This is a genomic window from Terrabacter carboxydivorans, assembly GCF_039532035.1.
Taxonomy (GTDB): Bacteria; Actinomycetota; Actinomycetes; order Actinomycetales; family Dermatophilaceae; genus Terrabacter; species Terrabacter carboxydivorans.
In genome coordinates this window covers 185,610-207,180 of sequence record NZ_BAAARE010000011.1, presented here as the reverse complement: position 1 = coordinate 207,180, position 21,571 = coordinate 185,610, and the positions used below count along the sequence as shown (strand labels likewise).

Annotated in this window: 21 protein-coding genes; 11 read left to right on the top strand and 10 right to left on the bottom strand. The window is 71.8% G+C overall.

The window, feature by feature from the left end; genetic code table 11:
• Window positions 1-12 precede the first annotated feature (12 nt).
• On the bottom strand, window positions 13-1,797 hold the full coding sequence (locus ABD297_RS14005) for an acetyl/propionyl/methylcrotonyl-CoA carboxylase subunit alpha (protein WP_344255568.1): 1,785 nt from the start codon (window positions 1,795-1,797) through the stop codon (window positions 13-15).
• 118 nt (window positions 1,798-1,915) lie between these two features.
• Between ABD297_RS14005 and ABD297_RS14000 the strand changes: the two genes are divergently transcribed.
• The 4 genes from ABD297_RS14000 to ABD297_RS13985 all read left to right on the top strand — a co-directional run bounded on the left by ABD297_RS14000 (window position 1,916) and on the right by ABD297_RS13985 (window position 4,976).
• On the top strand, window positions 1,916-2,758 hold the full coding sequence (locus ABD297_RS14000; RefSeq protein WP_344255567.1) for an aldo/keto reductase: 843 nt from the start codon (window positions 1,916-1,918) through the stop codon (window positions 2,756-2,758).
• A gap of 83 nt (window positions 2,759-2,841) precedes the next feature.
• Entirely contained in the window at window positions 2,842-3,363 is a 522-nt protein-coding gene (locus tag ABD297_RS13995) for a DUF3806 domain-containing protein (protein ID WP_344255566.1), read from the top strand.
• A gap of 22 nt (window positions 3,364-3,385) precedes the next feature.
• Window positions 3,386-4,261 carry a tryptophan 2,3-dioxygenase gene (locus ABD297_RS13990; RefSeq protein ID WP_344255565.1) on the top strand — a complete coding sequence of 292 codons (876 nt, stop codon included), beginning with the start codon at window positions 3,386-3,388 and terminating at the stop codon, window positions 4,259-4,261.
• A gap of 79 nt (window positions 4,262-4,340) precedes the next feature.
• Window positions 4,341-4,976: a cysteine hydrolase family protein gene (locus tag ABD297_RS13985; RefSeq protein WP_344255564.1), complete on the top strand. Its 636-nt coding sequence runs from the start codon at window positions 4,341-4,343 to the stop codon at window positions 4,974-4,976.
• Between the two features lie 6 nt (window positions 4,977-4,982).
• Here the strand turns inward: ABD297_RS13985 and ABD297_RS13980 are convergent, their stop codons facing one another.
• The 3 genes from ABD297_RS13980 to ABD297_RS13970 are packed head-to-tail and all read right to left on the bottom strand — an operon-like array spanning window position 4,983 to window position 6,718.
• Entirely contained in the window at window positions 4,983-5,438 is a 456-nt protein-coding gene (locus ABD297_RS13980) for a SufE family protein (RefSeq protein ID WP_344255563.1), read from the bottom strand.
• Between the two features lie 5 nt (window positions 5,439-5,443).
• Complete coding sequence (locus tag ABD297_RS13975) at window positions 5,444-6,322, bottom strand: sulfurtransferase (RefSeq protein ID WP_344255562.1); 879 nt, start codon at window positions 6,320-6,322, stop codon at window positions 5,444-5,446.
• A 12-nt stretch (window positions 6,323-6,334) separates the two neighbouring features.
• Window positions 6,335-6,718: a MerR family transcriptional regulator gene (locus tag ABD297_RS13970; protein ID WP_344255561.1), complete on the bottom strand. Its 384-nt coding sequence runs from the start codon at window positions 6,716-6,718 to the stop codon at window positions 6,335-6,337.
• A gap of 86 nt (window positions 6,719-6,804) precedes the next feature.
• Between ABD297_RS13970 and ABD297_RS13965 the strand changes: the two genes are divergently transcribed.
• The 3 genes from ABD297_RS13965 to ABD297_RS13955 are packed head-to-tail and all read left to right on the top strand — an operon-like array spanning window position 6,805 to window position 10,809.
• The gene (locus ABD297_RS13965) at window positions 6,805-7,983 is read left to right on the top strand and encodes an acyl-CoA dehydrogenase family protein (protein ID WP_344255560.1); all 1,179 of its coding nucleotides are present in this window, start codon (window positions 6,805-6,807) and stop codon (window positions 7,981-7,983) included.
• Window positions 7,980-9,548: an acyl-CoA carboxylase subunit beta gene (locus ABD297_RS13960; RefSeq protein ID WP_344255559.1), complete on the top strand. Its 1,569-nt coding sequence runs from the start codon at window positions 7,980-7,982 to the stop codon at window positions 9,546-9,548. The genes ABD297_RS13965 and ABD297_RS13960 overlap by 4 nt, the downstream gene beginning before the upstream one ends.
• Window positions 9,502-10,809 (top strand): hypothetical protein, encoded by a 1,308-nt coding sequence (locus ABD297_RS13955; protein WP_344255558.1) that lies wholly within the window; start codon window positions 9,502-9,504, stop codon window positions 10,807-10,809. The genes ABD297_RS13960 and ABD297_RS13955 overlap by 47 nt, the downstream gene beginning before the upstream one ends.
• Window positions 10,810-10,855: 46 nt before the next feature.
• Here the strand turns inward: ABD297_RS13955 and ABD297_RS13950 are convergent, their stop codons facing one another.
• The 6 genes from ABD297_RS13950 to ABD297_RS13925 form a co-directional block, all read right to left on the bottom strand.
• Window positions 10,856-11,533, bottom strand: a complete 678-nt coding sequence (locus tag ABD297_RS13950; protein WP_344255557.1) for a Maf family protein — start codon at window positions 11,531-11,533, stop codon at window positions 10,856-10,858.
• Window positions 11,534-11,621: 88 nt separating this feature from the next.
• On the bottom strand, window positions 11,622-13,316 hold the full coding sequence (locus ABD297_RS13945; protein WP_344255556.1) for a DUF885 domain-containing protein: 1,695 nt from the start codon (window positions 13,314-13,316) through the stop codon (window positions 11,622-11,624).
• A gap of 89 nt (window positions 13,317-13,405) precedes the next feature.
• Window positions 13,406-15,136, bottom strand: a complete 1,731-nt coding sequence (pknB, locus tag ABD297_RS13940; RefSeq protein ID WP_344255555.1) for a Stk1 family PASTA domain-containing Ser/Thr kinase — start codon at window positions 15,134-15,136, stop codon at window positions 13,406-13,408.
• Window positions 15,137-15,235: 99 nt separating this feature from the next.
• The gene (locus tag ABD297_RS13935; RefSeq protein WP_344255554.1) at window positions 15,236-15,760 is read right to left on the bottom strand and encodes a hypothetical protein; all 525 of its coding nucleotides are present in this window, start codon (window positions 15,758-15,760) and stop codon (window positions 15,236-15,238) included.
• A gap of 102 nt (window positions 15,761-15,862) precedes the next feature.
• A complete protein-coding gene (locus ABD297_RS13930; protein ID WP_344255552.1) occupies window positions 15,863-16,075 on the bottom strand; it encodes an acyl-CoA carboxylase subunit epsilon in 213 nt (70 codons plus the stop codon).
• Window positions 16,072-17,772: an acyl-CoA carboxylase subunit beta gene (locus ABD297_RS13925; RefSeq protein WP_344255551.1), complete on the bottom strand. Its 1,701-nt coding sequence runs from the start codon at window positions 17,770-17,772 to the stop codon at window positions 16,072-16,074. Before ABD297_RS13925 ends, ABD297_RS13930 begins: the two co-directional genes overlap by 4 nt.
• A 24-nt stretch (window positions 17,773-17,796) precedes the next feature.
• Between ABD297_RS13925 and ABD297_RS13920 the strand changes: the two genes are divergently transcribed.
• The 4 genes from ABD297_RS13920 to ABD297_RS13905 all read left to right on the top strand — a co-directional run bounded on the left by ABD297_RS13920 (window position 17,797) and on the right by ABD297_RS13905 (window position 21,563).
• Window positions 17,797-18,714, top strand: a complete 918-nt coding sequence (locus tag ABD297_RS13920; protein ID WP_344255550.1) for a biotin--[acetyl-CoA-carboxylase] ligase — start codon at window positions 17,797-17,799, stop codon at window positions 18,712-18,714.
• Window positions 18,715-18,721: 7 nt separating this feature from the next.
• Complete coding sequence (locus ABD297_RS13915; protein WP_344255549.1) at window positions 18,722-19,873, top strand: adenylate/guanylate cyclase domain-containing protein; 1,152 nt, start codon at window positions 18,722-18,724, stop codon at window positions 19,871-19,873.
• Window positions 19,874-19,893: 20 nt separating this feature from the next.
• Window positions 19,894-20,742: an enoyl-CoA hydratase-related protein gene (locus ABD297_RS13910; protein ID WP_344255548.1), complete on the top strand. Its 849-nt coding sequence runs from the start codon at window positions 19,894-19,896 to the stop codon at window positions 20,740-20,742.
• Between the two features lie 143 nt (window positions 20,743-20,885).
• On the top strand, window positions 20,886-21,563 hold the full coding sequence (locus ABD297_RS13905) for a response regulator transcription factor (protein WP_147067402.1): 678 nt from the start codon (window positions 20,886-20,888) through the stop codon (window positions 21,561-21,563).
• The last annotated feature ends 8 nt before the right edge of the window (window positions 21,564-21,571 follow it).

The following is a 21,571-nucleotide window of genomic DNA, read 5'->3' as shown; positions in this document are numbered from 1 at the left end:
GTCGTCTCCGGGTCAGGCCTCGGCGGCGTCCTTGATCTCGGCGAGCACCGCACCCGAGGTGACGGTCTCGCCGACCGTGGCCGTGAGGCCGGAGACGACTCCCGCCTTGTGCGCCGTGATGGGCTGCTCCATCTTCATCGCCTCGAGGACGATGACGAGGTCGCCGGCGGCGACGGTCGCGCCCTCCTCGACGGCGATCTTGACGATCGTGCCCTGCATCGGGGCCGTCAGCGAGTCGCCAGAGGCAGCACCCCCGGACTTGCCGCCGCTGGACCGCTTCGGGGCCTTCTTCTTCGCCGCTGCGGCGCCGCCACCGCCACCGAGCGACAGACCGCCGGGGAGTGAGACCTCGAGGCGCTTGCCGCCGACCTCGACGACGACCGTCTGGCGCTCCTCGGCCTCGGCCGCGTCGGCCGACCCACCGGCATACGCCTCGACGGTGTTGTCCCACTCGGTCTCGATCCAGCGGGTGTGGATCGTGAAGGGGGAGCCGTCGGTGGGGGCGAACGCCGGGTCGGAGACGACCGCGCGGTGGAAGGGCACGACGGTCGGCATGCCCTCGATGGTCAGCTCGGCCAGCGCGCGGCGGGCGCGGTCGATGGCCTGCTCGCGGGTGCGGCCGGTGATGACGAGCTTGGCGATCATCGAGTCGAACGCACCGGCGACGGTGTCGCCCTCGACGATGCCGGCGTCCCAGCGCACGCCCGGTCCCTGGGGGACGACCATGCGGCTCACCGTGCCGGGGGCGGGGAGGAAGCCGCGGCCGGCGTCCTCGCCGTTGATGCGGAACTCGATCGAGTGGGCGTGCGGCTCCGGGTCGCCGTAGTCGAGGGACTCGCCGTTGGCGATGCGGAACTGCTCGCGCACGAGGTCGATGCCGGTGACCTCCTCGGTCACGGGGTGCTCGACCTGCAGGCGCGTGTTGACCTCGAGGAAGCTGATGTCGCCGGCGGGGCCGACGAGGAACTCGCACGTGCCGGCCCCGACGTAGCCGGCCTCCTTGAGGATGGCCTTGCTCGCCCGGAGCAGCTCGGTGTGCTGCTCCTCGGTGAGGAACGGCGCGGGCGCCTCTTCGACGAGCTTCTGGTTGCGGCGCTGGAGCGAGCAGTCACGGGTGGAGATGACGACGACGTTGCCGTGCTGGTCGGCGAGGCACTGGGTCTCGACGTGGCGCGGGTGGTCGAGGAACCGCTCGACGAAGCACTCGCCGCGGCCGAAGGCGGTCACGGCCTCGCGGACGGCCGAGTCATAGAGGTCGGGGATCTCCTCCATCGCGCGGGCCACCTTGAGGCCACGGCCGCCGCCGCCGTAGGCCGCCTTGATGGCCACGGGGAGACCGTGCTCCTTGGCGAACTCGACGACCTCGTCGGCGCCGGAGACGGGGTCCTTCGTGCCGGGCACGAGCGGGGCGCCGGCCTTGGTGGCGATGTGACGCGCCTTGACCTTGTCACCGAGGGAGTCGATCGCCCCGGGGCCCGGCCCGATCCAGACGAGCCCGGCGTCGATGACGGCCTGGGCGAAGGAGGCGTTCTCGGCGAGGAAGCCGTAGCCGGGGTGGACGGCGTCGGCGCCGGCCTGGCGCGCGATGTCGAGCAGCTTCTCCTGGACGAGGTAGCTCTCGCCCGGGGTGGACCCGCCGAGGGCGTAGGCCTCGTCGGCGACCTTGACGTGCAGGGCATCCCGGTCCGGCTCGGCGTAGACCGCGACCGAGGCGATCCCGCTGTCCGTGCACGCCCGCGCGATGCGGACGGCGATCTCACCACGATTTGCAATCAGGACCTTGCTGATGGATGCCATGGCTCGGACTCTATCGGGCGTACCCCGGGTGGATTCGGCCTCCTCGCCCGTATTCCCGGTCGTCTCAGAGTGAGGTCCGGCACATCGCCCTCGGCGGCGCCGACCTAGCGTGAAGGGCATGACGACACACCAGTCAGCACCCACTCTCGCCCTCGGCCACGCCTCCACCCCCGGCCTGGCCATCCCGCAGATCGGCTTCGGAGTCTGGGAGGTCCCCGACGCCAGTGTCGACGAGGCCTTCGGCCGCGCGCTCGAGGTCGGCTACCGCCACATCGACACCGCGCGCATCTACGGCAACGAGGAGGGCGTCGGCCGCGTCCTCGCCCGCGAGGACGTCGACCGCGACGACGTCTTCGTCACCACGAAGGTCTGGAACGACGACCACGCCGACGTCCCGGCGGCCTTCGACGCCTCGATGCGGCGCCTCGGCATCGACGTGCTCGACCTCTACCTCATCCACTGGCCGGCCCCGGCACAGGACGGCTACGTCGAGGCCTGGACGTCGATGCTCGACCTCCAGCGCGAGGGCCGCGTCCGCTCCGTCGGTGTCTGCAACTTCCAAGTGCCCCACCTGCAGCGGCTCCTCGACGAGACGGGCGTCCTCCCGTCGGTCAACCAGGTCGAGCTGAGCCCCTACCTCCAGCAGACCGAGCTGCGCGCCTTCCACGCCGAGCACGGCATCGTCACCGAGGCCTGGAGCCCGCTGGCCGTCCGCGCGGGTCTGCTCGAGGACCCCGTCGTGACGAGGCTCGCCGCCCAGCACGACGTGACTCCCGCCCAGCTCGTCCTGCGCTGGCACGTCGAGCTCGGCAACGTCGTGCTCACGCGGTCGGTGACGCCGGCGCGGATCGCCGAGAACGTCGAGATCTTCGGCTTCACCCTCGGTGAGGACGACCTCGAGGCCCTGGCCGGCCTCGACCGCGGCACCCGTACCGGGCCCGACCCGGACACGTTCGGCTGACCGATCCGGCCCGGCCCGGCCTGACCCGTGGGCCTCACCCGCGGGCCTGACCGGGCCGCGTCCGAGCCACTAGATTGGCCGGCATGGGACTGTTCTCGCGCAAGGGCAAGGACGACGAGGCCACGCCGACGGACGCAGCCGCGGTCGCCGAGCTCGACCCGGCCGAGACCGACGACGGGTCGGGCCCGGACTTCACGGGCCGGCCCGTCGCCAAGCCGCTCGGTGACGAGGAGCGGTCGCGCATCGCCTCCGCCCTCGAGCACGCCGCCGGCGAGGGCGTCGACGTCGACGACCTCGCGTCCATCGGTGCCCACTACGACGCGGCCTTCCGTCGCTGGTCCGAGGAGGGCGGGACGGGCGAGGGCCCCGACGTCATCGTCGAGACGTATGCCGTCGCCATCGGCGAGTACCTCGCCCGCCACAGCGCCCGCGAGTGGGCCGTCGTCACCGACGTGTTCGGCACCGACCTGGGCCTCGTGGCGGCGCGTGCCGACACCGTCGTCGTGCCCCACAACCTCGTCGGCGCACGCTGGATGCGCGGGGAGACCGGATGGGTGCCGGGCGTCGTCTCGCACCTCGTGAGCATCCGCCCGCGCCCCAGCTGACGCGGCCCCTAGGATCGCCGCCATGGACAACGAGGCCCAGGGCGAGCTCGACCGGCGCAGCAAGCGCGAGCTGGAAGAGGGCATCCAGCGCGACTTCAAACGCAAGATGTCCTACGGCGACTACCTGCGCCTCGACACGCTGCTCAGCGCGCAGCAGCCGCTGAGCGACCCGCCGCAGCACGACGAGCTGCTGTTCATCATCCAGCACCAGACGTCGGAGCTGTGGCTCAAGCTGCTGATCCACGAGCTGCGTTCTGCCAGAAGCCTGCTCCGCGACGACGAGCTGGCTCCGGCCCTCAAGCGCCTGGCACGGGTCAAGCACATCCAGCACACGCTCACCGACCAGTGGTCGGTGCTGGCGACGCTGACGCCGAGCGAGTACGCCGAGATCCGTCCCTTCCTCGCCGCGAGCTCGGGCTTCCAGTCGGCGCAGTACCGCGAGGTCGAGTTCCTGCTCGGCAACAAGAACGCGGACATGGTGGCGGTCTTCGCGCACGACGAGGGCGCCCGCACGGCCCTCGACGCGCTCCTGCACGAGCCGAGCCTCTACGACGAGTTCCTCGCCTACCTGTCGCGACGTGGGTATGCCGTCCCGCCGGCCCTGCTCGACCGCGACTGGACGCAGCCCTACCGCCTCGACGACGGGCTGGTCGACGTCTTCGCCGGTGTCTACGCGCGGCCCTCCGAGCACTGGGGCGTCTACGAGACGTGCGAGGAGCTCGTCGACCTCGAGGACAACTTCCAGCAGTGGCGGTTCCGGCACCTGCAGGTCGTGCAGCGCACGATCGGGCAGAAGACGGGCACCGGGGGCTCGACGGGCGTCGACTTCCTGCGGCGGGCGCTCGACCTGACGTTCTTCCCCGAGCTCTACGAGGTCCGCACCCGCATCGGTGGCTGACATCCACAGGGTCTGGTGGAGCGGGGCCGTCGCCGCGAGGATGGTCGATGTCGCCACCCCACGAACCGGAGGTCAGCAGATGGACCCGCGCAACACCGCTGTCGTGCTCATCGAGTACCAGAACGACTTCGCGAGCGAGGGCGGGGCACTGCATGCCGCCGTCGAGGGCTCGATGGCCGAGACCGACATGCTCGAGAACACGAAGAAGGTCGTCGACGCCGCTCGTGAGGCCGGCGCCACGATCATCCACGCCCCGATCTCGTTCGTCGGCGGCTACAAGGAGATCAGCGGCAGCCCGTACGGCATCCTCAAGGGGGTCGTCGACTCCAACGCCTTCGTCAAGGGCGAGTGGGGGTCGCAGATCATCGACGAGCTGGCGCCGAGCGGCGACGACATCGTCGTCGAGGGCAAGCGCGGCCTCGACACCTTCGCGAGCACCAACCTCGACTTCATCCTGCGCAGCAAGGGCATCACGACGATCGCCCTCGGTGGCTTCCTCACCAACTGCTGCGTGGAGTCCACGATGCGCTCGGCCTACGAGCGGGGCTACGAGGTCGTCACGCTGAGCGACTGTGTCGCGGCGACGAGCTCGGAGGAGCACGCGAACGCGATCAGGTACGACTACCCGATGTTCTCCAAGCCGATGTCGGGCGAGGAGTTCGCCGGGCAGCTCGCCGGCGCCGCACAGGCGTCCGACGCGTCGCGGGGGTACTGACCCCGGTCAGGTGGCGGTCCTGGCGCGGACCTGACGCTTGATCCGGGCCAGCATCGCGACCATCCCGCGCATGCGCAGGGGCGAGACCGCCTCCGCGAGGCCGAAGCGCATCGGGGCGTCGTCGGGGACGTCGAGCACCTCGGCGGCCGACAGGCCGTCGAGGCCCTCGTGGAGGATGCCGGCGAAGCCGCGGGTCGTCGGGGCCTCGGCGGGCGCGTCGAAGAAGAGGTTGACGACGCGCTCGTCGAGCGAGTCCCCGTCACCCACCTCCACGGTGAGGAAGAGCGGGGACTGGCACTCGTCGACGCGCTCGAGCTGGTCCAGCTTGCCGGCATACCGCTCGGGCAGGCCGGGCAGCTCGTCACTGAACTCGAGGAGCAGCTGCAGCTTGAGGTCGTTGCTCGCGGAGCGGAAGTCCTCGGCGATCTCGGCCAGCGACGCCGGCAGGGCGGTCTCGGTCATCGCGCTCACCGCTCGATCGGGACGCGGACGGCGTTGCCCCACTCGGTCCACGAGCCGTCGTAGTTGCGCACGGCCCCGAAACCGAGGAGGTGGGTCAGCACGAACCACGTGTGCGACGAGCGCTCGCCGATGCGGCAGTAGGCGACGACGTCGTCGGACGGCGCGAGCCCCTGCTCCTGGAGGTAGATGGCCTCGAGGTCCTCGCGCGACTTGAACGACCCGTCGTCGTTGGCGGCCCGCGCCCACGGCACCGACTTCGCGCCGGGGATGTGGCCGCCGCGCATCGCCCCCTCCTGGGGGTAGTCGGGCATGTGGAGCAGCTCGCCGGAGTACTCGCCGGGGGAGCGGACGTCGACGAGCGGCTTGCCCAGGTGGGCGAGCACGTCGTCCTTGAAGGCGCGGATCGGGGCGTCGTCGCGCTCGGCCACGGGGTAGTCCACCGGGTCGGGGGTCGGCACGTCGCGGGTCAGCTCGCGCCCCTCGGCGATCCACTTCGCGCGGCCGCCGTCGAGCAGGCGCACGTCCTCGTGCCCGAAGAGGCTGAAGACCCACAGGGCGTAGGCCGCCCACCAGTTGCTCTTGTCGCCGTAGATGACGACGGTGGTGTCGCGGCCGATGCCGCGCGAGCCCATCACCTCGGCGAAGCGGGCGCCGTCGACGTAGTCGCGGGCCACGGGGTCGTTGAGGTCGACGTGCCAGTCGATCTTCTGGGCTCCGGGGATGTGGCCCGTCGCGTAGAGCAGCACGTCCTCGTCGGACTCGAGCAGGACGATGCCACCGGGACCGCCGATGCTGCCGGCCGCCACCTGTTCCGCGAGCCACTCGGTGGTGACGAGGCGCTCGGGGTGGGCGTAGGCGGAGATCTTCGTGTCGTCAGCGCTCATGGGCCCATCGTGTCACGCGAGCTTGTCGAGGTCCTCACGGCACCGTCGCTCGAACTCGCCCAGCTCGGCGATCGCGTCCTGCACGTCCCGCAGCCGCTGGTCGAGGTCCGCGCGCCGCTCGTCGATCTGGCCGAGGACGTACTCGAGCTGCGTGCGCCGGCCGCGGGGCGCGTCGAACAGGTCGATGATCGTGCGGATCTCCTCGAGGGGGAAGCCGAGGCGCTTGCCACGCAGGATGAGCCCGAGCCGCGTGCGGTCACGGCGGTGGTAGACCCGCTGCGTGCCGCGGCGCTCGGGGGAGATCAGACCGAGGTCCTCGTAGTGGCGCACCGTGCGGTGCGTGACGTCGAACTCCTGCGCCACCTCGGCGATCGTCCACGTCGGCGCACTTGTCATGGTCCCGATAGTGCTTTACGTTTACGTCAACGTCAAGCACGCGTCACGAGCGCGTGATGGCCGCGACAGCCTTCAGGAGAACAGCGATGTTCGAGCTCAGCCAGGACCACGAGGACTTCCGGATGGTCGTCCGCGACTTCGCCGAGAAGGAGGTCGCGCCCAACATCGCCAAGTGGGACGCCGCGGCCCACTTCCCGACCGACCTCGTGCCCAAGATGGGTGACCTCGGGCTGTTCGGCCTCGTCGTGCCGGAGGAGTACGGCGGTGCGGGGGAGGCCGGCGACTTCACGAGCCTCTGCGTCGCCATCGAGGAGCTCGGCCGCGTCGACCAGTCCATCGGCATCACGCTCTCCGCCGGCGTCGGCCTCGGCATCAACCCGATCCTCACCTACGGCACCGAGGAGCAGAAGCAGCGCTTCCTGCCCGACCTCGTCTCCGGGCGTGCCCTCGCCGGGTTCGGCCTCACCGAGCCCGAGGCGGGCTCTGACGCCGGCGCGACCCGCACCAAGGCGGTCCGGGACGGCGACGAGTGGGTCGTGAGCGGCGCCAAGGCCTTCATCACCAACTCCGGCACGGACATCACCTCGGTCGTCACGGTCACCGCCCGCACCGGCACCAACGAGGACGGCTCGGCGCAGCTCTCGGCGATCATGGTCCCGGCCGGCACCCCCGGCTTCGTCGTCGAGCCCGCGTACCACAAGCTCGGCTGGCACGTCTCCGACACCCACGGCCTGACGTTCGAGGGCTGCCGCGTCCCGGCCGACCACCTGCTCGGAGCCGAGGGGGAGGGCTTCAAGCAGTTCCTCAAGACCCTCGACGACGGGCGCATCGCCATCTCGGCGCTCGCCGTCGGCTGCGCGCAGGCCTGCCTCGAGCTGGCCACCGACTACGCCAAGACGCGCACCGCGTTCGGCCGGCCCATCGGCGTCAACCAGGGCGTCTCCTTCCAGCTCGCCGACCTCGCCGTCATGGTCGAGGGCGCTCGCCTGCTGACCTACAAGGCGGCCTGGCTCAAGGACGAGCTCCACGCCGGCAAGCGCTCGGTCAAGGAGGTCAAGCAGGCCGCCGCCATCGCCAAGCTCTACTCGACCGAGGCCGCCGTCACGGCCACCCGCATCGCGACCCAGGTGTTCGGCGGCAACGGCTTCATGGAGGAGTACCCCGTCGCGCGCTTCTACCGCGACGCCAAGATCCTGGAGATCGGTGAGGGCACCTCCGAGGTCCAGCGCATGCTCATCGCCCGCGGCCTGGGGCTGCCGGCATGAGTGCCGCCGCCGAAGCCACCGTGCCCGGGGACCCGCGCGTCGCCGACGTGAGGGCGCGCCTCGCGGCCGCCCACACGGCGTCCGCGAGCGCCCCGGAGAAGGCCCAGGCCAAGCTCGACGCCCAGGGCAAGATCTACGTCCGCGACCGCATCGCGCTCCTCTTCGACGAGGGCAGCTTCGTCGAGGACGGCCGCTACGCCAACGCCCTCCAGCCCGGCCTGCCCGCCGACGGCGTCGTCACCGGCCGCGGCACGGTCAACGGACGCGCGGCGATCGTCATCGCCAACGACCCGACCGTCAAGGCCGGGTCCTGGGGCGCCCGGACCGTCGAGAAGATCGTGCGCGCCACCGAGATGGCGCTGCGCGAGGAGCTGCCGGTCTTCTGGTTCGTCGACTCCGCCGGCGCCCGCATCACCGACCAGGTCGAGATGTTCCCCGGCCGCCGCGGCGCCGGACGCATCTTCCACAACCAGGTGGCGCTCTCGGGCAAGGTCCCGCAGATCTGCTGCCTCTTCGGCCCGAGCGCCGCGGGCGGCGCCTACATCCCCAGCTTCTGCGACCTCATCATCATGGTCGAGGGCAACGCCTCGATGTACCTCGGCAGCCCCCGAATGGCCGAGATGGTCGTCGGCGAGAAGGTCTCACTCGAGGAGATGGGCGGGGCCCGCATGCACTGCACCGTCTCCGGCGTGGGCGACCTGCTCGCCCACGACGACGCCGAGGCCATCGAGCTGGCCAAGCTCTACTTCTCCTACGTCCCCGGCAGCTGGCGCGACCACCCGCCCACGTATGCCGCGGAGGGGCCCGCCACGCCGCTGACCCGCCACACGGTGCCGGAGCGCGAGTCGGTGCCCTTCGACATCCACGACGTCATCGACGGGCTCGTCGACGACGACTCCTTCTTCGAGCTCAAGCCGCTCTGGGCGGGAGAGCTCGTCATCGGCTTCGGCCGGCTCGAGGGCCAGACCGTCGGCATCGTGGCCAACAACTCGATGGTCAAGGGCGGGGTGCTCTTCACCGACAGCGCCGACAAGGCCGCCCGCTTCATCTGGCTCTGCGACGCCTTCAACGTGCCGCTGATCTACCTCGCCGACGTCCCGGGCTTCATGATCGGCTCAGAGGTCGAGCGCGGAGGCATCATCCGCCACGGCGCCAAGATGGTCAGCGCCGTCTCCTCGGCGACGGTGCCGCAGTTCTGCGTCGTCGTGCGCAAGGCGTACGGGGCAGGGCTCTACGCCATGGGCGGACCGGGCTTCGGACCCGATGCCACCATCGCGCTGCCGACGGCCCGGATCGCGGTCATGGGGCCCGAGGCGGCCGTCAACGCGGTGTACGCCAACAAGATCGCCGAGATCGCCGACCCGGACGAACAGGCACGTTTCGTGGCGGACCGTCGCCGCGAGTACGAGGAGGACGTCGACATCGAACGCCTCGCCGCCGACCTCGTGCTCGACTCGATCATCGAGGCGGATGAACTGCGCTCGGACCTCGTGCGCCGACTGGCCTATGCTTCCCGGCGTGACCGTCACTTCAGCGAGCGCCGACGCGCCGTCCCGCCGGTCTGAGCCGCGCCTCGGTGGCCGCCTCGAGCACCCCGACCGCGTGACCGAGGCGAAGCTGCCGTTCTGGCGACGGTTCCCCGTCTGGTTCCCGTTCGCCGTCTTCGCGGTCTCGCGCCTCTTCGTCTGGGTGGCCGCCACCTACCTCTCGCGCTACCAGATCCCGCTGCCCATCGGGACGGCGAACATCCGGATCTTCTACCCCACGCCCGCGGACCCCGGCTACAACGCCGTCATGACCGGCTGGGACGGCCAGTGGTACCGCGTCATCGCCGAGCAGGGCTACCCCGCCGTGCTGCCCCGCGTCGGCTGGGGCGGCATCGACATGAACCCGTGGGCCTTCTTCCCGGTGTTCCCGATGACGGCCGGGCTGGTCATGAAGGTCACCGGCCTGCCCTTCACGGTCGTCGCGCCCGTGCTGTCGACGCTCATCGGCTTCGCCGCGATGCACATGCTCTTCAAGCTCGTCGACCAGGCCGTCGGGCGCTGGGAGGCGATCGTCGCGGTCGTCGCCACCTGCTTCTTCATCGCCTCACCGGCGTTCTCGGCCTCCTACACCGAGTCGACCGCGCTGCTCGGCGTCGTCACGGTGCTGTGGCTGCTGCGCAAGCGTCAGTACTGGTGGGTGGTCCTCGCCCTGCTCGTGCTCTCGCTGAGCCGCAACGTCGTCATTGCCATGGTGCCGGTCATCGTCGCCCACTGGGTCGTGCGGTGGCGCAGTGGTGACGAGGGGGAGCACCCGGTGCGGCTGCGGGTCGGGCTGGGGGCGATGGCGGCCTACGCCGGCGCACTCACCTGGCTCTGGCCCACGATCGTCACCATCGCCACCGACACCCCCAACGCCTACAACGACACGATGCTCGCCTGGAACATCGAGACGAAGATCAAGCTCTACCTGTGGTGGAACCTGCTCTACGACTACTGGGGCGTGCTCGGCCAGGTCGCCGGTGTGCTCGGCGTCGCCGCCTTCACCTGGTTCATGCTCTCGAGGCACTCCTGGCGCTGGGGCCCGGAGATCTGGGGCTGGGCCGGCGCCTACCCGGCCTACATCATCCTGGTCACGAGCACGACGCCGAGCCGGGTGCGCTACGCCCTGCTGGCCTTCCCGATGACCTTGCTCATCGCGTGGTTCCTCAAGCTGCGCTGGTGGCGTCGCTACCGCTACTGGCTGCTCGGGCTCATCGTCGTCGTGGGGGCGGCCCAGATGTGGTGGTGGACCGAGCACTACCTCGTCATCGAGAACCTCACGGACGACCTCTACCCCTGAGCCGGCACCCGTCTCGCCGTCGTCGGGCGGCGTCCCGGATCAGTCGTCAGGCGCAGTCCGGCCGGCCGCGCAGGCTGCCGACGACGTCGAACCACTCGATGCCGACCTCGCCGAGCAGCTCGCGCAGCAACGGCAGGGACAGCCCGACGACGTTGTGGTGGTCCCCCTCGACCGCGGTGACGAAGGCGCCGCCGATCCCGTCGATCGTGAACGCGCCGGCCACCGTCAACGGCTCACCCGTGGCGACGTAGGCCTCGATCTCGCCGTCGGAGATCTCGGCGAAGTGCACGGTCGTCGAGGCCGTGGCGCCGAGGGTGGCGCCACCGCCGTCCCGCTCGTCGACGAGCCAGTGGCCGGTGTGCAGGACGCCCGAGCGACCTCGCATGCGACGCCAGCGCAGGACCGCCTCGGCGGCGTCGGCGGGCTTGCCGTGCACCTCACCGTCGAGCTCCAGCACCGAGTCGCAGCCCAGCACGACGACCTCGTCGTCGACCCGGCCCGCCACGTCCTCGGCCTTGGCGCGCGCCAGCAGCAGGGCGATGTCGGCCGGCTCCAGCAGGCCGTAGCGCTCCGTCGCCTCGGCGACCGTGAGGTCCTCGTCGACCTCGCTGACGAGGACGACGGGCTCCACCCCCGCCGAACGCAGGGTCGAGCGTCGGGCCGGCGACGCCGACGCGAGGACGAGCTGGACGGCGGGCACGTCAGGGAGGGGACTCGAGGGCATGACGAAATGGTAGGCGCCACGACGCGTGCCCGGACGCCGACGGCGCCGGCCCCAGGGGGAGCGACGCCGTCGGCGGCTGCGCACGGACTCAGATCTCCTGCAGGACCGCCGCGCGCAGGGTGTCGAGGCCGACGCCGCCGATGTCGAGGGCGCGCCGGTGGAAGGCCTTGAGGTCGAAGGCGTCGCCCTCGCGCTGCTTGACCTCGTCGCGCAGCTGCAGCCAGAGCCGCTCACCGATCTTGTAGCTCGGCGCCTGCCCCGGCCAGCCGAGGTAGCGGTTGAGCTCGAAGCGCAGGATCTTCTCGTCCATGAAGCCGTAGCGGGTGAGGTAGGTCCAGGCCTTGTCGTAGTCCCAGGCGCCGCCACCCACCTCCTCCGGCGCGTCGAAGCCGCAGTGCACACCGATGTCGATGACGACTCGGGCGGCCCGGAGCGACTGTCCGGCAAGCCAACCCATGCGGTTGCCGGGATCGTCCATGTAGCCGAGCTCGGCCATGAGGCGCTCGGCGTAGAGGGCCCACCCCTCGCCGTGGCCCGAGGTCCACGCCTCGAGCCGGCGCCACTTGTTGAGCAGCTCGGAGCGGTAGACGGTCTGCGCGACCTGGAGGTGGTGGCCCGGGACGCCCTCGTGGTAGACGGTCGTCAGCTCGTTCCACGTGCGGAACTCGGTGTTGCCCTTCGGCACCGACCACCACATGCGTCCGGGACGGCTGAAGTCGTCGGACGGTCCGGTGTAGTAGATGCCGCCGGTCTGCGTCGGCGCGATCATGCACTCGATGCGCTGCACCGGCTCGGGGATGTCGAAGTGGACGTCCTTGAGGTCGGCGATGACCTCGTCGGCGCGCTGCTGCATCCACGCCTTGAGGGCGTCGGTGCCCTGCAGCGCGTACTTCTCGTCGGCGTCGAGGATCTCGACTCCGCGCGCGACGTCGGCTCCGGCCTCGAGGCCGTCGGCGATCTCGCTCATCTGGGCGTGGAGGCTCGCGACCTCCTGCTGCCCCCAGCGGTAGGTCTCCTCGAGGTCGACCGTGGCGCCGAGGAAGTAGCGCGACTCCAGGGCGTAGCGCTCCCGGCCGCAGGCGTCGGCCTCGGGCGCGTGGGGCAGCAGCTCGTCCTCGAGCCAGGTGGCCATGGAGCCGTATGCCGCCGCGGCAGCCCCAGCGGCCGCGGCGAGGGCCTCCTGGACCTCACCCACGAGCGGAGCGTCGCCGACGGTGGCGTCGGCGACGACCTTGGCGAAGTAGCCGTCGTCGGCGGTGAGGTCGCGCGACTGCTCGGCGCAGGCCGTGACCTGGCGTCGCGGGGACACCTGTCCGCGTTCCCGCGCGAGCAGCAGGGCCTCGCGGTAGCCCTCGAGGGCCGCGGGGATCTTGCCCATCCGGCTGGCGAAGACACGCCAGTCGTCCTCGGTGTGCTGAGGCATGAGGTCGAAGACGTCGCGCACGCTCTGGAGGGGCGAGGCGAGGACGTTGAGGGACATCTCGTCGAGCCCGGCGGCATACCGGTCCTCGGCCAGCTGGAGGCGCTCGGTCATGGCGTCGACGGTCACCCGGTCGACGTCGTCGGCGGGGACGGCGGACGCGAGTGCGCCGAGCGTCGTCCGGCGCAGCTCGGAGGCCGCGGCGTTGCCGGCGGGCGAGAGGTCGTCGAGGTCCTCCTCGCCGCCGGGGACTCCGAGGAAGGTCGCGTTGATGGGGCTGAGGGCGACGGCGGCGTCGAAGTAGGTCTCTGCGATGCGGTCGACGTCGGTGCGCGGTCGCGCGGTCTGGGTGTTGGCTGTCACCCGGCGAACGTAATCCAGCCCGGGACCGGGTGCCACTGCATTGCGGCGCCGCCGGAGCAGGGGTCAGCCCGGGGCGCGCGTGGACGCGCTCAGTCGTTGCCGCCGGAGGAGCCGCCCTGGCCGCCGCCGCCCACGACGAGCACGACGACGCCGTCGGGCGTCGGGTTGCCGGCCGTGGGGAACGTCGAGAGGACCTGGCCCTCCTTGCCGGCAGCCGGGACCGTCACCTTCGTGACGCGGACGTCCCCGCCGCCGAGGCGGTCGGTCGCGTCCTTGACGCTGGTGCCGACGAGACCGTCGGGAACCACGAACGAGGAGTTGACCTTCTCGGGGGCGTGCCCGCGGCTCACGACCATGGCCACGGTCTGACCCTTCGTCATCGGCTGGCCCTGGGCCGGGAAGGTGCCCATGACCGTGCCCTCGGGCTGGGCCGACCGCACCAGCACCCACCGCACGTCGACCCCGAGGCCGATGAGCTGCTTGACCGCCGCGTCGCGCTGCTGGCCGACGAGGCCCGCCGGGACGGTGCTGCCGTCGGCGGGGGGCGGCGTCGTCGGCGGCATGGAGGACGCCGGCTTCGAGCTCGCGGCCGGGCGCGGGGCCGCCGCCGGCGGGGTCGCCGGGTCGGAGCCGGAGAGCAGGACGAACGCGAGGATCGCGACGAGCACGACGACGACCGTGCCGAGCACCCACACGACGGGGGCGGGGCCGGACCGCGGACGGCGGGCGTCGGGGGACGTGCGGCGTGCCTCGGCGGCGGGACGCCCCGTCCCTGCGGGGGAGGCCGCGGGCATCATCGCGGTGCTCGTCGCCGGGTCGTTCGCGTGAGCAGGCGCAGGGCCGGCGACCGAGCTGGTCGTGGCGGGGTCGGTCGCCGGGAACCGTGCCGTACTCGTGGCGGCCGCCGCAGAGGCTGCCGCGGCGCCCGCTGCGAGGTCGAGCACGGCCGTCGCCTCGCCCGTCGGCAGGGCGCGGGTGGCCGCGTCGGCGAGGGCCTCGTGACCCCGGAGGGCCGCCGCCATGGCGTCCGCGTCGGGGTAGCGGTCGGCGGGCGACTTGGCGGTGGCGCGCACGACGACGTCGTCGAGGTTCGCCGGCAGGTCGGCCACACGCGAGCTGGGGAGCGGCACCGGCTCGTCGAGGTGGCGCAGCGCGACCGCGACAGGGGTGTCGCCCTCGAAGGGGACGGCGCCCGTCAGCATCTGGAAGAGCAGGATGCCCAGCGAGTAGAGGTCGGACGAGGGCGTCGTGGCCTCGCCGCGCGCCTGCTCCGGGGCGACGTAGGCGGCGGTGCCCATCACCGTGCCGGTGTCGGTGATCGACGCCTGTCCCAGGGCTCGGGCGATGCCGAAGTCCGTGACCTTGACCATGCCGTCGGACCGGACGATGACGTTGCCCGGCTTGACGTCCCGGTGCACGACGCCGGCGCGGTGGGCCACCGCGAGGGCGGCGCAGACCTGCTCGGCGACCCGAACGGCGTCGCTGGGGGTGAGCCGGCCGTGCTCCCGGATCAGGTGCGCGAGGTCCGAGCCCTCCGCATACTCCATGACGATGAAGTGGGACGCGCCGTCGACGCCGTAGTCGTAGACCTGCGCGATGTTCGGGTGGGAGAGCCGGGCGGCGGTCAGGGCCTCGCGGCGGAACCGCTCGATGAAGTCGGGGGAGTCCGCGAACGCCGGGGAGAGGACCTTGACGGCGACCTGTCGGCCGAGCCGGTCGTCGGTCGCGAGATAGACCTCACCCATGCCACCGACGGCGATGCGCTCGCCCAGCGAGTAGCGCTGCGCGATGCGGGCGGTGGGGGTCGAGTCGACGGACATGGGCAACGAGCCTAGGGGAACCGGCTGTGGATGGGCCAACCGAGCAGCCCGTGGGACGGCCCGCGGCCGCCCCTCAGGAGGGCGACCGCGGGCCACTCGTCACGAGACGAGGGCGTACATGAAGTAGCGGTCGGCGCCGGACTTGATGGGCGCCGTGACCGTGGAGCTGTAGACGACGACGCTGCTGCAGGTCGCGGTGTAGCGCTTCTTGGTGACGACGAACTTCTTGGACGCCTTGTACTGCTGGAGGCGCTTGGTCTGGCCGCTGGGGACGTTGAGCCTGTAGGTGAAGGACTGGGTGCCGCTGTAGCCCGCTCCGACCGTGATGCCGAGCGACGTGCTCGCCTTGGCGAAGACGACCCCCGCTTCCGCGGAGACGGTGGCCGTCATGGAGGCCTGGACGTTCCACGTGCGGCCCTTGGTCAGCGACACCGAGCCGGGGCCCTTGACGTAGGAGCTGCTGAGGCTCGTGCGCTTCCACACGGTGGAGACGGAGCTGAAGGTGTAGTAGGTCTGGCCGGCCTCGGCGCACATGGCGCTGGCGGGTGCGGCGGTCACGACGGCGGTGGCGCCACTGAGGGCCAGGCCGAGGGCGGTGGCGGACGAGAGGAGGCGACGCTTCATCGGGTTTCTCCCTGGTTTCGACGGTGAGGTGCTCGAAACCTAGGGACGTCGCGGACGAACGGGATGAGTCGGACTACTCAACCCGGGCGCAGAGCCACCTCGTCAGCGCGGCAGGCCCGTGCTCCTCCAGCCGCCGTGGCGCGCCGACGGGCCCACGAGTCGCCAGGAGGGGTCGGACCACGCCGACCTCTCGTGCTCGGCGGGTGCCTCTGCGCCGCCGAGGGCGGAGAGCACCACGACGAGCGCGGCGAGCTCCTCCGCGGTGGGACTGCCCGCCACGTGGATGGCCGCCGACGGGGTCGCGTCCGCGCTCACAGCGGGATGTTCCCGTGCTTCTTGGGCGGCAGCGTCTCGCGCTTGTTCTGCAGCGCCCGCAGGGCCCGGGTCACGTTCATCCGGGTGTTGGACGGGCTGATGACGGTGTCGATGTAGCCGCGCTCCGCCGCGATGTAGGGGTTGGCCAGCGTCTCCTCGTAGTGGGAGATGAGCTCCTGTCGCTGCGCGTCGACGTCGCCGCCCTCGGCGGCCGTGGCGGCCAGCTCCTTGCGGTAGAGGATGTTGACCGCGCCCTGGGCGCCCATGACGGCGATCTGGCCGGTCGGCCAGGCCAGGTTGATGTCGGCGCCGAGGTGCTTGGACCCCATGACGTCGTAGGCGCCGCCGTAGGCCTTGCGGGTGATCACGGTGATCTTCGGGACGGTGGCCTCGGCATACGCGTAGATGAGCTTGGCACCGCGACGGATGATGCCGTCCCACTCCTGGCTCGTGCCGGGCAGGAAGCCGGGCACGTCGACGAAGGTCAGGACCGGCACGTTGAAGCAGTCGCAGGTGCGCACGAACCGGGCGGCCTTCTCGGACGCGTCGATGTCGAGGCACCCCGCGAACTGCATCGGCTGGTTGGCCACGACGCCGACCGACATGCCGTCGATGCGCGCGAAGCCGGTGATGATGTTGGGCGCGAAGAGCGGCTGCACCTCGAGGAACTCGCCGTCGTCGACGACGTGCTCGATGACGTGCTTCATGTCGTAGGGCACGTTGGGCGAGTCCGGGATGCACGTGTCGAGCCAGCGGTCGTCATCGGTGACGGTGAGGTCGCCGTCCCCGTCGCCGTAGGCCGGCGGGGTGTCCATGTTGTTGCTCGGCAGGTAGGACAGCAGCGCCTTGACGTAGTCGATGGCGTCCTGCTCGTCGGTGCCCATGTAGTGCGCGACGCCCGACTTGCTGTTGTGGGTCTGGGCGCCGCCGAGCTCCTCGAAGCCGACGTCCTCACCGGTGACGGTCTTGATGACGTCGGGTCCGGTGATGAACATGTGGGAGGTCTGGTCGACCATGACGGTGAAGTCGGTGATGGCGGGGGAGTAGACCGCGCCGCCGGCGCACGGGCCCATGACGAGGGAGATCTGCGGGATGACGCCCGAGGCACGGACGTTGCGGAAGAAGATCTCGCCGTAGAGCCCGAGGGAGACCACGCCCTCCTGGATGCGGGCGCCGCCGGAGTCGTTGAGGCCGACGACCGGGCAGCCGATCTTCATGGCGAAGTCCATGACCTTGACGATCTTCTCGCCGAAGACCTCGCCGAGGGAGCCGCCGAAGACGGTGAAGTCCTGGGCGAAGACGGCGACCTGGCGACCGTCGACCATGCCGTAGCCGGTGACGACGCCGTCGCCGTAGGGCCGGTTCTTCTCCTGGCCGAAGTTGTTGCTGCGGTGCCGGGCGTACTTGTCGAGCTCGATGAAGGTGCCCTCGTCGAGGAGCATCTCGATGCGCTCGCGGGCCGTCTTCTTGCCGCGCGCGTGCTGCTTCTCGACAGCCCGCTCGGAGCCGGCGTTGGCGACCTCCGCGACCCGACGCCTGAGGTCGGCGAGCTTGCCCGCGGTCGTGGTGAGGTCGGCGCCGGGGGAGGGCGACGCCTCGGGGGATGCCGGCGACCCGTCGGACGCCGTGGCCGCTGGGCCCGTGCTGTGGTCCGAGGTGTCGGTCGGCTGCTCTGCGACGGCGTGATCGGTTGCCATGCTCGGCACTCTAGCCTTGTGGACGTGCGCGATTCGCTCGACATCGAGACTGTGAGTGCGGCCTTGGTCACGTCCGGACGGCCGTGGCGCGGGGTCGAGTTCCACCCCGCCCTCGGGTCGACGAACACCCGCCTGCGAGAGCTGCTGACCGGGTCACCCCGGCAAGGGCCGGCGTATGCCGTGTCGCCGGGTGAGCCCGCCCCCGGGCCGTGGTGGGTCGTCGTCACCGACCACCAGACGGGCGGGCGCGGGCGGCTCGGAAGGGCGTGGACGGTCCCGGACCGGGCCTCGCTCGCAGTGAGCGTCGCGGTGCCCGTGACGGACCCGGCGCAGGCCGGCTGGATGCCCCTGCTCGCGGGTCTCGCGCTCGCCCGAGCCGTGGCGGACGTGACGGAGGCCGCGGGGCACCGGCTGAGCCCGCGGCTCAAGTGGCCCAACGACGTGCTGCTCGCCGACGACGGGGACCGCAAGCTGAGCGGCATCCTCTGCGAGCTGGTGACGACGGGGGACGGGCAGGCCGTCGTCGTCGGGACCGGCGTCAACGTGGACCAGACCCGCGACGAGCTGCCCGTCGCGACGGCCACCTCGCTGGCGCTCGCCGGCAGCAGCGTGCGGCGCGAGGACCTTCTCGTCGGCTACCTCGACCACCTGACCGGCGTCCTCGTGGGCGCCGGTGTGGACGCCGGTCTGGACTCCGGTCTGGACGCGGCCGGACCCGGGGGGTCGGCCGACCGCGAGGCGACGCGGACGGCATACCGCTCGGCGTGCGTCACGCTGGGACTGCAGGTGCGCGTGCACCTGCCCACGGGCGGCGCCGCCGAGGGCACCGCCGTCGCGGTCGCCGACGACGGAGGGCTCGTCGTGCGCACGCCCGACGGTCTGCGGACGTTCGCGGCGGGAGACGTCGTCCACGTCCGGGCTGCGGACGGCGGACTGGCATGATCGGCCCATGACCGAGCCGGGCACCCCAGCGGGAGACGAGCCGGTGGCCGCGCCGGGGCCCCCGCCCGCGGCGCGGACGAACGAGGACTACACCGAGCAGCTGCTCGGCCGTCCGCTCGACCTGCGCCGTCGCGACGTGAGCCGCGGCGCCGAGGTGTCGCTGCTGTCGGCACGAAAGTTCTGGCACGCGCTGGGCTTCCCGGTGGTCGACACCGACGACGAGCTCTTCACGGAGGCCGACCAGAGGGCCCTGGCCGCCGTCGCCGGGATCGTGCGGGACGGGCTGCTCGACGAGCAGACGGCGCTCGCGATGACCCGCGCCTTCGCCCGCTCGGCGGACCGCCTCGCGGGCTGGCAGTCCCAGCTCATCGCGGAGGCCGTCGAGACCCACATGACGGCGGCCCAGGACGCCGGCGACGACGAGCACGAGTCGCGATCGGTGCCGGGCATCGAGACCGCCACCGAGACGGCGAAGCGGCTCGCCGTGCTCACCGACCGCCTCGAGCCGCTCCTCGTCTACGCCTGGCGCCGGCACCTGTCGGCGACCGTGGCCCGCATGCTCGCCGACGCCGACCCCGAGTCCTACGGCATGACGAAGATGCGGTCGGTCGGCTTCGCGGACCTCGTCAACTTCACCGCGCTCGTGCGCCGGCTCTCCGAGCGCGACCTGGCGCGGCTCGTCTCGCGCTTCGAGGCGCTCTCGGCCGACGTCATCACCGCTCACGGGGGACGGCTCATCAAGACGGTCGGCGACGAGGTGCTCTTCACGACGGTGGGGGCCGCCCCCGCTGCCGCCATCGCGCTCGACCTCGTCGAGACCATGACGAACGACGACGTGCTGCCCGACGTGCGGTGCGGCATGGCCCGTGGCCCGATCATCAGCCGCCTCGGCGACGTCTTCGGCACGACCGTCAACCGGGCCTCCCGCCTGACGGCCGTCGCCCAGGCGGGCAGCGTGCTCGTCGACGCCACGATGGCTCGCGAGCTCGCGAGCCTCTCGGGGTTCGAGCTGACCGGGCAGCGCCGGCGCATCCTGCGCGGTGTCGGGCCCGTCACCCCCTCCCTGCTGCGCCGCGCGACGTCCGCGGCCCGCCGCTCCGTCTCCGGGGCCGACGCCCCCGAGCCCGCCGACCGACCCGGCCCGCGCACCGACGCGTGAGCCTCGAAGGAGACCGACGTATGCCGTCAACGCCGTCAGTGCCCACCGGAGCCGACGCCACCGCTGATCCCGGCCACCGGGTCCTCGTCCGCGTCGAGCGCTTCGAGGACCCGGCCCTGGTCCACGTCGCCGAGATCGTCCTCGACCGTCCCGAGGCCATGAACGCCGTGTCGACGGCCATGGCGCGCGCCATCGCCGCGGCGACGGCGCAGGTGGCGGCCGACCCCTCCGTGCGCTGCGTCGTGCTGACCTCGAGCCACGAGAAGGCGTTCTGCGTCGGGGCGGACCTCAAGGAGCGCAACGGGTTCAGCGACGCCGACCTCATGGAGCAGCGCCCCGTCGCCCGGGCGGCCTACGGCGGGGTGCTCGACCTGCCGGTGCCGGCGATCGCGGCCGTCGACGGCTTCGCCCTCGGCGGCGGCTTCGAGCTGGCCCTGTCGTGCGACGTCGTCGTCGCCGGAGAGGGGGCGGTCGTGGGGCTGCCCGAGGTCAGCGTGGGCGTCATCCCGGGTGGTGGCGGCACGCAGCTGCTCGTGCGTCGCGTCGGGTGGTCCCGCGCGGCCCGGGCGATCTTCAGCGCGGCCCGCCTCTCGGCCGCCGAGGCCCGCGAGCTCGGTGCCGTCGACGAAGTGGTGCCCGCGGGCTCCGCCCGGGACGCGGCGCTCGAGCTGGCCCGCACCATCGCCGCCCACTCGCCGGTGGGGCTGCGCAACGCCAAGCGCGCCATGCGGCTCGGGGCCGACGTCGGCCTCGACGCGGGCCTGGAGATCGAGGACGCCTGCTGGCGTGCCACCGCCTTCTCCGGCGACCGGCGCGAGGGCGTCGCCGCCTTCGCCGAGAAGCGCCGCCCGGCCTGGCCCGGTCACTGAGCCCCCGTCGCGGCGCCACCGGCTCGAGTGCGCGGACAACTGCGTCGCCGGGCCGCGGGGCGTCAGGGTGCAATTCGGGCCGATGTCGATAGGCTCACCACGGTCGGTGCGCCCCCGGGCCGGCAGATCTTGAGGACGGTGACATGACCCGAGTGCTCCTGGCGGAGGACGACCCAGCCATCTCCGAACCGCTGGCCCGTGCGCTGCGGCGAGAGGGCTACGACGTCGACGTGCGCGAGGACGGGCTGGCCGCCCTCGACGGCGCCAAGGAGAACCCCGACCTCGTCCTGCTCGACCTGGGCCTGCCCAAGATCGACGGGCTCGAGGTGTGCCGCCGGATCCGGGCCGAGGGCCGCGCCATCCCGGTGCTCATCCTCACCGCCCGGGCCGACGAGGTCGACACTGTCGTGGGCCTCGACGCCGGGGCCGACGACTACGTCACCAAGCCGTTCCGCCTGGCCGAGCTGCTCGCGCGGGTGCGGGCCCTGCTGCGACGCACGCCGAACGAGGTCGTCGCGTCGGGCGAGCTCGTCCGGATCGACTCCGACGGCCGGCGCGCCTGGTTCAAGGGCGAGGAGCTGCAGCTGACCGCCAAGGAGTTCGACCTGCTGCGAGTCCTCGTGCGCGAGCAGGGCAAGGTCGTCTCGCGCGAGCAGCTGATGCGCGAGATCTGGGACACCGCCTGGTTCGGCTCGACCAAGACCCTCGACATGCACATCTCGGTGCTGCGCCGGAAGCTCGGTGACGACGCGACCTCGCCGCAGTACATCGCCACCGTCCGGGGCGTCGGCTTCCGGTTCGAGCGACCTCAGGCCGAGTGACCGTGCGC